25 protein-coding genes are annotated in these 13116 nt (G+C 30.9%); all 25 read left to right on the plus strand.

Going from position 1 to position 13116, the window contains the following annotated elements; all coding sequences use genetic code 4:
• Positions 1-14 precede the first annotated feature (14 nt).
• Positions 15-383 carry a 50S ribosomal protein L14 gene (gene rplN / locus AACK91_RS06535; protein ID WP_040092935.1) on the plus strand — a complete coding sequence of 123 codons (369 nt, stop codon included), beginning with the start codon at positions 15-17 and terminating at the stop codon, positions 381-383.
• Between the two features lie 11 nt (positions 384-394).
• The gene (rplX, locus tag AACK91_RS06540) at positions 395-715 is read left to right on the plus strand and encodes a 50S ribosomal protein L24 (RefSeq protein WP_338965345.1); all 321 of its coding nucleotides are present in this window, start codon (positions 395-397) and stop codon (positions 713-715) included.
• Positions 716-736: 21 nt separating this feature from the next.
• Positions 737-1279, plus strand: a complete 543-nt coding sequence (rplE, locus tag AACK91_RS06545) for a 50S ribosomal protein L5 (protein WP_338965346.1) — start codon at positions 737-739, stop codon at positions 1277-1279.
• A gap of 12 nt (positions 1280-1291) precedes the next feature.
• The gene (locus AACK91_RS06550; protein ID WP_283272911.1) at positions 1292-1477 is read left to right on the plus strand and encodes a type Z 30S ribosomal protein S14; all 186 of its coding nucleotides are present in this window, start codon (positions 1292-1294) and stop codon (positions 1475-1477) included.
• A gap of 19 nt (positions 1478-1496) precedes the next feature.
• Positions 1497-1886: a 30S ribosomal protein S8 gene (gene rpsH / locus AACK91_RS06555; RefSeq protein WP_422397293.1), complete on the plus strand. Its 390-nt coding sequence runs from the start codon at positions 1497-1499 to the stop codon at positions 1884-1886.
• A 24-nt stretch (positions 1887-1910) separates the two neighbouring features.
• Entirely contained in the window at positions 1911-2450 is a 540-nt protein-coding gene (gene rplF, locus AACK91_RS06560) for a 50S ribosomal protein L6 (RefSeq protein ID WP_040092941.1), read from the plus strand.
• A gap of 21 nt (positions 2451-2471) precedes the next feature.
• Positions 2472-2837, plus strand: coding sequence for a 50S ribosomal protein L18 (gene rplR / locus AACK91_RS06565; RefSeq protein WP_338965350.1), 366 nt, complete (start codon positions 2472-2474; stop codon positions 2835-2837).
• 165 nt (positions 2838-3002) lie between these two features.
• Positions 3003-3482 (plus strand): 30S ribosomal protein S5, encoded by a 480-nt coding sequence (gene rpsE / locus AACK91_RS06570; RefSeq protein ID WP_338966591.1) that lies wholly within the window; start codon positions 3003-3005, stop codon positions 3480-3482.
• Positions 3483-3487: 5 nt separating this feature from the next.
• Positions 3488-3925 carry a 50S ribosomal protein L15 gene (gene rplO / locus AACK91_RS06575; protein WP_338965352.1) on the plus strand — a complete coding sequence of 146 codons (438 nt, stop codon included), beginning with the start codon at positions 3488-3490 and terminating at the stop codon, positions 3923-3925.
• Positions 3925-5352 (plus strand): preprotein translocase subunit SecY, encoded by a 1428-nt coding sequence (gene secY, locus AACK91_RS06580; protein ID WP_338965353.1) that lies wholly within the window; start codon positions 3925-3927, stop codon positions 5350-5352. The genes rplO and secY overlap by 1 nt, the downstream gene beginning before the upstream one ends.
• An 18-nt stretch (positions 5353-5370) precedes the next feature.
• Positions 5371-6009 (plus strand): nucleoside monophosphate kinase, encoded by a 639-nt coding sequence (locus AACK91_RS06585; RefSeq protein WP_338965355.1) that lies wholly within the window; start codon positions 5371-5373, stop codon positions 6007-6009.
• A 24-nt stretch (positions 6010-6033) separates the two neighbouring features.
• Positions 6034-6252 (plus strand): translation initiation factor IF-1, encoded by a 219-nt coding sequence (gene infA, locus AACK91_RS06590; RefSeq protein ID WP_040092948.1) that lies wholly within the window; start codon positions 6034-6036, stop codon positions 6250-6252.
• A gap of 42 nt (positions 6253-6294) precedes the next feature.
• Positions 6295-6408 (plus strand): 50S ribosomal protein L36, encoded by a 114-nt coding sequence (gene rpmJ / locus AACK91_RS06595; RefSeq protein WP_004028447.1) that lies wholly within the window; start codon positions 6295-6297, stop codon positions 6406-6408.
• A 21-nt stretch (positions 6409-6429) separates the two neighbouring features.
• Entirely contained in the window at positions 6430-6795 is a 366-nt protein-coding gene (gene rpsM, locus AACK91_RS06600) for a 30S ribosomal protein S13 (protein WP_338965360.1), read from the plus strand.
• Between the two features lie 18 nt (positions 6796-6813).
• Positions 6814-7203 carry a 30S ribosomal protein S11 gene (gene rpsK / locus AACK91_RS06605; protein ID WP_070406476.1) on the plus strand — a complete coding sequence of 130 codons (390 nt, stop codon included), beginning with the start codon at positions 6814-6816 and terminating at the stop codon, positions 7201-7203.
• 15 nt (positions 7204-7218) lie between these two features.
• Positions 7219-8172: a DNA-directed RNA polymerase subunit alpha gene (locus tag AACK91_RS06610; protein WP_338965363.1), complete on the plus strand. Its 954-nt coding sequence runs from the start codon at positions 7219-7221 to the stop codon at positions 8170-8172.
• Between the two features lie 18 nt (positions 8173-8190).
• Positions 8191-8550 carry a 50S ribosomal protein L17 gene (gene rplQ / locus AACK91_RS06615; protein ID WP_040092952.1) on the plus strand — a complete coding sequence of 120 codons (360 nt, stop codon included), beginning with the start codon at positions 8191-8193 and terminating at the stop codon, positions 8548-8550.
• Between the two features lie 368 nt (positions 8551-8918).
• On the plus strand, positions 8919-9068 hold the full coding sequence (locus tag AACK91_RS06620; RefSeq protein ID WP_004027793.1) for a hypothetical protein: 150 nt from the start codon (positions 8919-8921) through the stop codon (positions 9066-9068).
• Positions 9068-9319, plus strand: a complete 252-nt coding sequence (locus tag AACK91_RS06625) for a hypothetical protein (RefSeq protein WP_126821078.1) — start codon at positions 9068-9070, stop codon at positions 9317-9319. The genes AACK91_RS06620 and AACK91_RS06625 overlap by 1 nt, the downstream gene beginning before the upstream one ends.
• A gap of 181 nt (positions 9320-9500) precedes the next feature.
• On the plus strand, positions 9501-10463 hold the full coding sequence (locus AACK91_RS06630) for an IS1/IS1595 family N-terminal zinc-binding domain-containing protein (RefSeq protein ID WP_338963247.1): 963 nt from the start codon (positions 9501-9503) through the stop codon (positions 10461-10463).
• 216 nt (positions 10464-10679) lie between these two features.
• A complete protein-coding gene (locus tag AACK91_RS06635) occupies positions 10680-11120 on the plus strand; it encodes a DUF3627 domain-containing protein (protein WP_338963574.1) in 441 nt (146 codons plus the stop codon).
• A 152-nt stretch (positions 11121-11272) separates the two neighbouring features.
• Positions 11273-11476, plus strand: a complete 204-nt coding sequence (locus tag AACK91_RS06640) for a DUF2649 family protein (RefSeq protein ID WP_126821076.1) — start codon at positions 11273-11275, stop codon at positions 11474-11476.
• A complete protein-coding gene (locus AACK91_RS06645) occupies positions 11476-12489 on the plus strand; it encodes a hypothetical protein (protein WP_338965366.1) in 1014 nt (337 codons plus the stop codon). Before AACK91_RS06640 ends, AACK91_RS06645 begins: the two co-directional genes overlap by 1 nt.
• Positions 12482-12880 (plus strand): hypothetical protein, encoded by a 399-nt coding sequence (locus AACK91_RS06650; protein ID WP_338963282.1) that lies wholly within the window; start codon positions 12482-12484, stop codon positions 12878-12880. The genes AACK91_RS06645 and AACK91_RS06650 overlap by 8 nt, the downstream gene beginning before the upstream one ends.
• Positions 12880-13116, plus strand: coding sequence for a hypothetical protein (locus AACK91_RS06655; RefSeq protein ID WP_004027616.1), 237 nt, complete (start codon positions 12880-12882; stop codon positions 13114-13116). Before AACK91_RS06650 ends, AACK91_RS06655 begins: the two co-directional genes overlap by 1 nt.

Below are 13116 nucleotides of genomic sequence, written 5' to 3' on the forward strand. Positions count from 1 at the left end.
AAGAGGAAAAATAAATGATCCAACAAGAAACAAGATTAAGAGTTGCCGATAACTCTGGAGCAAAAGAAGTGTTAGTAATTAAAAACTTAGGTGGTTCATGACGTAAGTTTACTAATATTGGGGATATTGTTGTATGTACCATTAAAAAAGCCACTCCCGGTGGGATTGTTAAAAAAGGGCAAGTTGTTAAAGCGGTTATTGTTCGCACAAAACGCGGATTAAAAAGAACCGATGGAACACAAATTCAATTTTCAGAAAATGCAGTAGTTTTAATTAAAGAAGATAAGACGCCACGGGGAACACGTATTTTTGGTCCAATTGCCCGTGAAGTTAGGGATGCTGGATTTGGAAAAATCGCATCATTAGCGCCAGAAGTATTATAGGAGGCTAAGTTATGAGTAAAGTTAAATTTAAAAAAGGTGACTTAGTCAAAGTTGTAACGGGAAAACACAAGGGAACTAAAGGACCAATCATCTGTGTTTTACGTGAAAAAAGTCGTGTTGTCATTGAAGGAATTACTAATATTAAACATGTTAAACCGTCACAAGACAACACCGAAGGAGGAATTCAACAAGTTCCTGCTTCAATTCATATTTCAAATGTTGCATTAATTGATCCAAAGAACAAAAAAGAAATTACTAAAATTAGCTATCAAGTTGCTGATAATGGTAAAAAAGTTCGCATTGCTCGTAAGTCAAAAGCGCATTTAGCGTAAAGAAAGGAATAATTATTAATAATGAATGTTAGTTTAGAAAAAAAATATAAAGATGTAATTGTTAAAGAATTATTCAAAGAGCAAGGTTATCAGTCAATTATGCAAGTTCCTGCCGTTAAAAAAATTGTTGTTAATATGGGAGCTGGTGATGCAGCACAAAATAGTAAAGTAATCGAAGATATTACAAATGAATTAGCGTTAATTACAGGATTACATCCAGTTGTTACCAAAGCAAAAGGTTCAATTGCGGCCTTCAAATTACGAGAAGGAATGCCAATTGGAGCAAAAGTTACTTTACGTGGTAAAAAGATGTATCAGTTTTTAGATAAACTAATTAACATTGCTTTACCACGAGTAAGAGATTTCCGTGGGGTTAGTCTCGACGCTTTTGATGGGCGCGGGAATTACACGCTAGGAATCAAAGAACAAATTATTTTTCCCGAAATTGACTATGATAAAGTTAAAAAAATTCGTGGAATGGATATCACAATTGTCACAAGTGCAAGTAATAATGGCGATGCTCACGCCTTATTAGGTAAAATGGGAATGCCATTTAAAAAATAGGAGGAAAGAAATATGGCCAAAAAATCATTAAAAGTTAAACAACAACGCCATCCAAAATTCAAGGTAAGAGGTTATACTCGCTGTGGAAACTGTGGACGACCTCATGCTGTGTTACGTAAATTTAATTTATGTCGTTTATGCTTTAGAAATTTAGCATACAAAGGACAAATTCCTGGGGTTAGAAAAGCTTCATGATAGAAAGAGAGACTAATTAATTATGATGATTGATACAATTGCTGATATGTTAACAAGAATTCGAAATGCTAACCAACGTTTACACAAAAGTGTGATTATGCCTTCAAGTAAAATGAAAGTAAGAATTGCTGAGATTTTGAAAGAAGAAGGTTATGTTGAAGATTTTAAAATATCAGGAGATGTGAAAAAAGAATTAAGTTTAACTTTGAAGTACAAAGGAAAAACAAAAGTTATTTCAGGATTAAAAAGAATCTCAAAACCAGGATTAAGAGTTTATGTAACCGTTGAAAAAGTACCTCAAGTTTTAAATGGGATGGGAATTGCAATTATTTCAACAAGCCAAGGAATTATGACAGATAAAGCAGCAAAATATGCTCACTTAGGTGGGGAAGTTATTGCTTATGTTTGATAGAAAACTTTAAAGGAGAACAGAAAAATGTCTCGTATTGGTAATAGAGAGTTAAAAATTCCAACAGGTGTCGAAGTAACAATTCAACCAAACAATGTTATTGTCAAAAGCACAAAAGGACAATTAGAACAAGCAATCCCAAGTGTTATTACCGTTAACGCAAAAGATGGCATTGTGACAACAGAAAGAGCAAATGACGTGAAACATAGTAAGCAATTACACGGAACCATCAATTCTTTAATTCAAGGAATGTTGGAAGGTGTTAGCAAAGGTTTCAAAAAAGAATTAGAAATTAATGGGGTTGGTTATCGTGCTGCTTTAGCAGGTGATAAATTAACCTTAAACTTAGGATATTCCCATCCAGTTGAGTATCATATTCCAAAAGGAATTACCATTACCCTTCCCAAACCAACACAAATTGTTGTGGAAGGAATTTCAAAACAATTAGTTGGGGAAGTAGCAGCTAACATTAGAAATTATCGTAAACCCGAACCTTACAAAGGAAAAGGGGTTAAATACAAAGATGAACATATTATTCGTAAAGAAGGGAAATCTGCTGGTAAATAGCAGAAGAGAGGAAGAACAACAATGGCAAATTTACAAAGTCAAAGTCGAAGCGCAAAACGTAAAAAAAGACATTTTCGTGTTCGTGCAAAAATCAATGGTACTTCTGCAATTCCCCGTTTGAATGTGTTCAAGTCGAATGGGCATTTCTATGCCCAATTAATTGATGATGTTAAGCAAACAACAATTGTTGCTGCCTCAACATTAAAAATGGCAGATTTAAAAACAACAAGTAATGTTGGGGCGGCAGAAAAAGTCGGAACTGATATTGCAAAAAAAGCACTTGATAAAAAAGTTACAACAGTAGTATTTGATCGTGGTGGGTACTTATACCATGGAAAAGTAAAAGCATTTGCAGAAGCTGCGCGTAAAGCAGGATTAAAATTTTAAAAGGAGCAATAAGAAAATATGGCAGAGAATAAAACAGATTTAACACCAAATACTGGTGGACCATCAACACCATCACAACCACCAAAAGGTGATTTTTCACGAAACAATCCCCGTCAACCACATCAACGTTCAGAACGAAACTTTGATCGTCGTGGTGAGGATAATATGTTTGAAGAAAAAGTAGTAACAATTCGTCGTGTGACAAAAGTTACAAAAGGAGGACGTCACTTCCGTTTTGCGGCAGTTGTCGTTATTGGTGATAAAAAAGGTCGTGTTGGGTTTGGAACTGGAAAAGCAAATGAAGTTCCTGATGCAATTAAAAAAGCAATTAAAGAAGCAAAAAAACAATTAGTAAAAGTGCCTTTAGTTGGAACAACAGTTCCCCATCAAATTATTGGTCATTTTGGAGCCGGTGAGGTTTTAATTAAACCAGCGCGCAAGGGAACCGGAGTTATTGCCGGGGGGCCAGCGCGAGCAGTAATTGAGCTAGCGGGCTTAGCAGATGTTTATACAAAATCATTAGGATCAAATACGCCAATCAATATGATTAGAGCAACATTAGATGGTTTACGCAATTTACGAACAGTTGAGCAAATTGCGAAATTACGTGGTAAAACCCCAGAAGAATTACAAGGAAAGAGGTAAGGAAGATGAAATTAAACGAATTACAATACACCGAAGGGGCTCGTCATAGTAAAAAACGTTTAGGACGAGGAACTTCTTCTGGTCTTGGAAAAACTTCGGGGAAAGGTCATAAGGGGCAAAATGCTCGTACTGGGGGTGGCGTTCGTCCTGGTTTTGAAGGGGGACAAACGTCAATCTTTCGCCGCTTACCAAAAGTTGGGTTTACTAATATTTCAACAAAAACTTATGTGTTATTAAACTTAAGTGATTTAGAAAAACTTAGTTTAAATGACGTTAACCATCAAACATTAGTTGCAAAAAAAGTGCTAAAAAATGAAAAAGAATTAATTAAAATCTTAGGGAATGGTACAATATCTAAGAGTGTTAATGTTAAAGTTAACAAAATTTCACAAACTGCAAAAGCAGCAATTGAAAAAGCCGGAGGAAAAGTGGAGGTAATATAGTGAAAACTAAGACAAAAAAAAGAAAAACAACCCGCAAAAATGGTGATATTGATATTGTTAAATCATCAAATTTCTTTGTTAAAAATAAAGATTTGATGAAACGAATTGGTTTTACCTTATTAGTTTTAGTTTTAATCCGCTTGGGAAGTTATTTAACAGTCCCAGGTGTTACAATTTCACAGAACTTCCAAGATCTATCAAACAATGACCAGTTCTTTAGTTTGATTTCGATGTTGGGAGGAGGAACATTAGGGAAGTTTTCTATTTTAGCGTTAGGAGTTTCACCATATATTACTGCTTCAATTATTGTGCAGTTATTATCAACTGACGTTATTCCCCCACTATCGCGCTGAGCGAAGAGTGGGGAACGCGGTCGAAAAAAATTAGATCGTTTAACAAAATGATTAACAATTCCGTTTGCAATTATGCAAGGAATTGCAACAATTTTTACAATGGCAAATCAAGGAATTATTTCGCCAAAATGAGATTCATCTGATTTTGGAACTGGAAGTCCAATTTTCTATTATCTGTTAGTACCAACGGCTTTAATTGCTGGAACAATGTTAATGTTATGATTAGCAGATCAAATGACAATTAAAGGAATCGGAAATGGGGTTTCGTTAATTATTTTTGCTGGAATTGTTGCGCAATTACCAAACAATTTACAAACAACATTTAAGTTTTGAATTTCAGGACAAGAGGATATTAACTTATTGTTTGATGGAATTTTAAAATTCTTAGTTTATGTTGTAATGTTTTTATTGGTAGTGTTGTTTGTTGTAATGTTAAATGAATCAGAACGTAAATTACCAATTCAACAAACCGGAAGTGGGTTAGCGTCAGGTGATGAAAATAATCGTCCCTTCCTACCCTTAAAAATTAATTCCGCGGGAGTTATTCCAGTAATTTTTGCTTCAGCATTAATTTCAGCGCCAATTACTGTCGCTCAAATTATTAGCGTTAGCAACCCAGCTAATGGCTTTGTCCAATTTACGAATAATTATTTATCGTTTAGTACTTGGCCAGGAATTATTATTTATGCCGTGTTAATAATTTTATTTACGTTCTTATATTCACAAGTTCAAATGAATCCAGAAAAGATTGCGGAAAACTTTCAAAAGGCCGGAACTTTTATTCCAGGGGTCCGTCCCGGAAAAGAAACCGAAAAATACATTAAAGGAACAATTAACCGTTTAAGTATTTTAGGATCAGTCTTTTTAGCAGCAATTGCGATTTTACCATATGTAATTAGTAAGTTAACATCATTACCAAGTGCGTTAGCAATTGGAGGAACAGGATTAATTATTATGGTGTCAGTTGCGTTAGAAACAATGCGTCAAGTTAAAGGTCGTATTACTCAACAAGCTTTTATTGACAAAAAGTCACAAAAATTAGAAGATGAAACAAAAGATTCATACTTATGATAGAAAGCCAGAGGACAAACAATGCGAAACATTATTTTGTTAGGAGCGCCAGGTAGTGGGAAAGGAACCCAATCTGAGCATTTAGTCAAACAATTTGGCTTTACGCATCTTTCAACCGGAAATATTATTCGTGATAATATTAACCAGAAAACACCGTCAGGATTGTTGTGTCAACAATATTCTGAACAAGGAAAGTTAGTTCCTGATGATCTTATGATTGAAATGGTTGAACAACATTTACAAACAATCAGTGGTGATTTAATTTGAGATGGTTTTCCGCGGACAATTACGCAAGCAGCAAAATTAGACCAGTTACTACAAAAGTTGAATAGTAAAATTGATCATACTTTATATTTTGAAATTGATGAAAGAAAATTATTTGATCGGATTGTTGGACGGTTAACTTGTCCAACTTGTGGACGTACGTATCATCGCACAGCGTTTCCACCAAAAGTCGAATGAGTTTGTGATGATGATCAAACACCATTGGTTCAACGAAAAGATGATAGTGAAGAAAAAATTAAAATTAGGTTAGCAGCTTATCAAAATGATACAGCACCCTTAGTGCAGTATTATTTAAATCAGCAAGTACTAACCGTTATTGATGCTGATATGGAAGGATATGCTGTATGGGACCAAATTATGGCAGTTCTAAAATAACGGGGATTGGAGGTAATAAATAAAATGGCCAAAACTGATTTATTAGAGGTACAAGGAACAATTTTAGAAGTATTACCAAATACAATGTTTAAGGTGAAACTAGAAAATGGGGCAGTTATTTTAGCTCACGTTTCGGGTAAAATCCGGATGAATTACATTCGCATTTTACCCGGGGATGCAGTAGTTGTCGAAATGTCACCTTATGACTTAGAACGTGGGCGAATTATTTTTAGACATAAATAAAAAAGAATAACAAAAATAAAATTTGGTAAAGGAGAATACACGATGAAAGTAAGATCATCAGTTAAAAAAATCTGCGACAAATGTCGTGTAATTAGAAGAAAAGGGCGTGTGATGATAATTTGTTCACAACCAAAACATAAACAACGACAAGGTTAAGAAAGGACGGGAAGAAGATAGATGGCACGTATTGGCGGAGTGGATATTCCAAATGATAAGCGCGTTGTAATTGCATTAACTTACATTTATGGAATTGGAAAACCACAGTCACAAAAAATTTTAAAAGAAGCAAAAATATCAGAAGATATTCGAGTAAAAGATTTATCAGAAGATGAATTAACAACAATTAGGAATGAAATTGCAAAAATAAAAACCGAAGGTGACTTACGACGTGAAGTTGCTTTAAACATTAAACGATTAATGGAAATTGGGAGTTATCGTGGGATGCGTCACCGTAAAAGTTTACCAGCGCGCGGACAATCTTCAAAGCAAAACGCTCGTACGGTTAAAGGACCGCGTAAAACGGTTGCTAATAAGAAAAAATAATAGATAAGGAGAAGAATTATGGCTGTTAAGAAGACAACGAATAAGAAAAAAGTTAAGAAAAATGTCCTAAAGGGAATTGCACATATTCATTCAACTTTCAATAATACAATCGTTACCATTTCCGATGAAGCGGGTAATGTAATTTCATGATCATCAGCAGGGGCAATGGGTTTTAAAGGAAGTAAAAAATCAACCCCATATGCAGCACAAATGGTTGCTGAAGCTGCTGGGAAAGCAAGTCAAGAACACGGAATGAATAGTGTTCAAGTTGAAGTAAAAGGACCAGGTCCGGGGCGAGATGCTGCAGTCCGTAGTATTCAAGCAATTGGATTAGAAATTACTTCAATTAAAGATGTAACGCCAATTCCCCATAATGGGGCACGACCACCAAAAAGACCAAGAGGATAGGAGAAGGATCAGGCGATGAAACAATTTATTAGACCAGAATTTAAATTACAAGCAGAAGATAAAGCAAATAATTATGGAAAGTTTTTAGTGGAACCTTTAGAACGAGGGTTTGGGGTAACATTGGGGAATGCTTTACGCCGAACATTGTTATCAGCAACACCAGGGGCTGCTGTTTTTGCAGTTCGTATTAAAGGGGCTTCACACGAATTTACTGCTATTCCCGGGGTTGTTGAACATGTTACAAAAATAATTTTAAATATTAAAAATTTAGTATTGAAAATTAACCAAGATATTATTCCTGATGGTGAATCAGTTATCTTGAAGGTAGTTTCTTTAAAAGAAGGAGAAGTTTACGCGAAAGATTTAGTGGTGCCAACGGGAGTTGAAATTATTAATGGAACCTTATTATTAGCAACAATTGCTAAAGGTGGGGAATTAGAACTAGAATTACACGCTCGTAATTCGCGTGGTTATAAATCATTTACAGATAACAAGAAAGAAAAAAAATATGCTGATTTAATCGTGATTGATTCAAATTATTGTCCAATTCAACGAGTAGCATATAATGTTGAACCAACAAAAGTTGGGAAAAATGCGGACTTAGAAAAATTGGAGTTAGAAATTCAAACTGATAGTTCAATTACACCAGTTAATGCTGTTGCAATGGCGGCAAAAGTTATTACTGAACACTTAGAGTTCTTCGTTAATTTAAACGAAGCAATTAAATTAACCCAAATTATTTTATCAGAAACTGAAACAGAAGAAGATGAATTAGATCGTAGTATTGATGAATTAGAATTTACCCAACGTTCACAAAACTGTTTAAAACGAGCAAAAATTGATACGTTACGGGACTTAGTTTCAAAAACAGAAGATGAAATTCAAGATATTCGAAACTTAGGAAAAAAATCACTAACAGAAATCAAGGACAAAGTGGCCCAATTAGGTTTACACTTTCGTCGCGATTAGGAAAGGAGGAATGTTATCATGTCATATCAACAAAAAAGAGGAAAAAATACAGCTTGACGAAATGGCTTAATGCGTAATTTAGCAACAGAATTAATTATTAATGAACGTTTAGAAATTACTGAAACCCGAGCAAAAGAACTACGTCGTCATGTTGATAAATTAATTACCTTAGGGAAACGACAAGATTTACATGCTCGTCGTCGTGCTGCTAGTTTTTTACGCGATATTGATGCGAATGAAAAAGAAACAGCATTACAAAAATTATTTAATGGTGTTGCAAAAAAATATCAAAATCGTAATGGGGGTTATACTCGCATTTTAAAATTAGATAATCGTAAAGGGGACAATGCCCCAATGGTGATTATTGAATTAGTATAAAGGAAAACTAACAGGATCGTTAGTTTTTTTCTTTTTATGATACTGTAAATTGTAAATGCCAAATCATAAAAAGTTAACTATTAATTTAGTTAACTTTTTTAAGTTAATTATAGGAGGTTGAAATTATGCAAACAAAGCAATATTTAATTTTGCGGTCATTAGTGAAAAAGTATGGTAAAGATATTGTTATTAATACTGTCAATAAGATTGTAAAAGATATTGAAATTAAAAAGTAAAAGAATAAATTATTCCGCGTAATTTATTAGCGGATAATTTATTCAATAATGTTTTTTAAGTGGAGCAAAGCGACAACGAGCGGAGCGAGTTTGCAAATTTCAATTTTTTAATTTATTGAAAGGAGATATATTATGCCAGTTTGATTAACGACAATATTTAGTGTTGTTATTATATTAGGTATTTTTGCGTGAATTGGTTTATCAATTTATCAGAAAATTCGCCAAATTCGAGGTAAGAAAAAAGATAAAAAAGAAATTGAAAACAAGGAGGATAAAAAATAATGTTAGGGATGTATTTAACAACAGCAATTAATTTTTTAGCAGCAGATACGCCACCTACTATTTCAGATGGAATGGGTTCTATTTGAAGTGGATTAGGGCAAGCGATGATGAAAGTTAAAGAAGCAATTTATGCTGTATTACCACAATTAATGACTTTTTTAGGTGATGCGTGAATTATTTTAATTCCATTTGGTATTTTTGTTATTGTTAAAATATTAAACTTTTTCCGTGTTATGGTCAAAGGATTTTAGTAATAAGAAACTAAGGCACACTAGTTTATTTATTTTTTATTAATTTATTTTGTATAACTATTATTTTAAAACTTAATAGTATTTTTCAGTGTGCCAATTTTCTTTAATTTTGTCGAAAACTCTTGATATTTATAAAATATACCTAAAATTAGGTATATTTTTAATATATAGAGGTAAATAAATGATGAAAAAAATAATTACAGAATTAATAAATAGCTTAACAGATGATCAATTTTTAGAATTTTATGAAAAAATAAAACAACAAGCAGACTTAATTAAAAAACAAAAACGTTTAAATGAAATTGATCAAAAATTTAGAGATAAAGGCATTATATGTCCTAATTGCAAATCTTTTCATTGTGTTAAAAATGGTCATAATTCCGAAGGAAAACAAAAATATTTATGTAAAAAATGTCGTGCTAGTTTTGATGCATTTCGTCATCATTTTACTTATTGAAGTCATTTAAATTATGAACAGTGAAATTTATTAATTCAAATTTCATTGTTAGGACAATCTAGTAAAATAATTTCTCGTTTTATTAAAACAACCCCAAAAACCGCTTGATATAATCGACAAAAATTAATGCAATCAAAACAATTAGAAAATACACAGTTAAAATTTAAAAAATTAAATGGTCAAATCCAAATGGATGAAACATTTATTAAAGAAATTCATAAAGGCAATTTTAAAGATAAATTTGATAAACGAAAAACTCATCTCGATCCATTTTCAACTGATACCAAATGCTGTATTCAAATGGCAGTTGATAGCAATAATAATATTTTTGTTCAATCCACCAATACCAAAAGATTACAAAAACAATGGATTATTGAAAATATGAATAAGCAACTAATTAAAGAAAAATCAATAATTATTTCTGATATGCAACCACTATATTTATTAGTAGCAAAACAAACAAATTCTACTCTATATTCCACCAAAACTAGTACAAACCCTGATACTAGTTATCAAAAGTTAAATAAGATTAGTAAATTACAATCCAGTCTTAAAGAAGCCTTAATTCATTATCATGGTTTGGGTTTCACTAATATTCAAAATTATTTAAAGCTCTGAAAATGAAAATACCAACACAAAGGTTTAACACCAAACCAACAATCAACGGTATTATATTTTAACGTTTAAAAAATTTAAAGCAAAATCATAATCTTACACAAAATTAGTTTTCAAATTGTCATATTGATGATTTTTTTTATTTCATCAAGAGTTTTCGACAAAATTAAAGCCAATTTTTATTATTTTTATATTTAACAATGTTTATTAAACAATAGATAAACAATATTTTAACATTATTTATAACATTGTTAATTAAAAAAAATGTTTATTAAGGAGTTGATAAAATTGAGTAATTTTGTTAAGAAAAATCAAAATATAGAGAATTATTTTATTCGTAAAGAATTCATAGTTTTTCAGACTGATAAAGCTTCATTTATAAATTTACCTAATCATAATCGCCATATTGGTTTTTGATTAAGTAATAAATTTATTTATCCGAGTGAAAAACATTCAGAACAAGTAGCAATTGGTTTGATTTATGATAATTCTTATCCTATTGTAAAATATGATGAAAATTTAAAACGTCATATTTGAAAGTATTTAACTGGAACAGAATTAATTAATTTGTATAATCAATATAAACAAAATTATTTTAATCGTATGCACAAAGCATTATTTTCAAATGAACCTAAAAAAGTAAAAGTAAATAATAACAATAATAATTTAACAAATTGAAGTGTTGAAAAAGAGCAAGAATTAATTAATGATTTAGAAAGTTTAAATTAAATGAGTTTATATGACTATTGAGTTCAATTTGTTAGTTATATTTTTGGTTCAAATGCCCCTGAATTTTTATATGTTATATCGTTTGTATTATTTATCGTTTTATTTTTTGGGATGTTTTTTAAACTTATTCAAAAAATGTGGAGTTTTTAAAAATGCAAAATGATTGAGAAAAATTAAAAGAGTTTTTTATTCATGTCTTTTTGTTTATAAATAAAACAAATGTTGAAAGTATTACAACTTGGACTTTGACACAGAATGAATATTTAACTTTGATGGTTGGTGTTTGAATTGTTATTTTATTTTTAACTTGGTTTTTGTTATGAATGATTTTTAAAATAGTTGGGTATTTTAAATAATGAAAAAGTTTGTATTTTTCTTAAAAAATTATTGTTATATTAGTAGTTCAATGATTTTGTTTAGTTTAATTGATTTGTTATTTTGAATAATTTCATTAAATTATACTGGTTTAGTATTTTGATTATTATTTGCTTTGCAATGTGTTTATTTTGTATGATGAGTTTGAAAAAACATATTTTATCAGTTAAATGCTTTTCGGTTAGTAAGTTTTGTTTGAGATAATCCGTTATCAGTTATTATTGGTAAATTAGGAACCGGAAAAACTTTACTTTTAACTTATTTATCACAAACTATGAAATTATTAACAGATAAAATTTATAGTAATTATCCGTTAGAAGATGAGAAAGTTAAAGTTTTAACATTTAAAAATTTAGATTTTACAGATAGAACAAAACCAGTTCCCCCTGATGATAGTGTTATTTTATTTGATGAAAGTTATTTATATATTGATGGAACTAGTCCTCACGATGAGAAAAAAGTCCATAGTGGTAAAATTCCGTGAATTGTTTTAGCAAGACATTTTGGTAATCGTGCTTTGTTTACAGCACAGCGTGAGGGTATGATTTGAAATAATATCCGACAATTAGCAAGTGGTATTATTATTCCAATTTCACTTAAAAAACCGATTGCTAAAAAAGGATTTAATTTTTTTAATCGTTTCTTTATTATGCGAATTGGTATTTTTCAAGATATTACGGATTATGAAATTTGAAAAACAAAATCAGTAGAACGAACAGCAGAAGGTAAACGAGTAAAACATAAGTCAGATGTTTGTTTAGGAATTCGGTTTTTTAAAATAATTATTCCGTTAGAATTTGCACAGAAATATGATAGTCAATGATTAAAGTTTGTTCGTGATTTAAAAAATGATGAAATAATTAATAACAAAGAATACTATTGGTCAGAAATTACTAAATTGAGTGTTAAAGAGCGGTTAGAATTGTTTGATATTGATATTTTTAAAAAGAATTTAAAACCTAAAAAAGAAAAAGGAAGTGATAAAAATGATTAATTTGTTGTCAGAAAGTAGTAATTGAGATAAGATTTTTAGTTTTATTTTTGATGTTTTTTTGTTTATTTTTGATGTAATTTGAAATACTAAATTACCAATGACAAATACAACAATTGCTTATTTTATTATTTTTTTTATGGTTGTTAAGTTATCAATTTATGCAATTCACGGCACAAGAACACAATATAACGAATTAGGTTCAATAGTACAAACGGGGGTATCAAATATTTATTCTGCGACTGCTCGTGGAGTTTCAGATACTAAACAAGGTATGCAAAAACATATTACAGAGCGTAAACAGTTTAAAATTAATCGTAATAAACAACAATTATCAAGTTTAGCAAAACAAGCAAAAACAAGAGAACAAGGATATCGGAGAGTGCATAAATAATGATTAGACTAGTTTTATTGGTTGCGGCAATTGCTATATTTGGTACTGGTTTTATTACAGTTATTATTAATCAATTAACATCAGCAAAAAATATTATTATGGATTTATATAACTCAGATACTTTTTTACTTTCTTTATTTGGTAAGATGGCAATTTTGTTTAGTCATCCGTTAATGTTAACAATATCAAGTTTATATATTGTTGGGTTTATTGTTTCAAAAACATTATATAGTTAG

The organism is Spiroplasma endosymbiont of Sarcophaga carnaria, from assembly GCF_964019595.1.
GTDB lineage: Bacteria > Bacillota_I > Bacilli_A > Mycoplasmatales > Mycoplasmataceae > Spiroplasma > Spiroplasma poulsonii.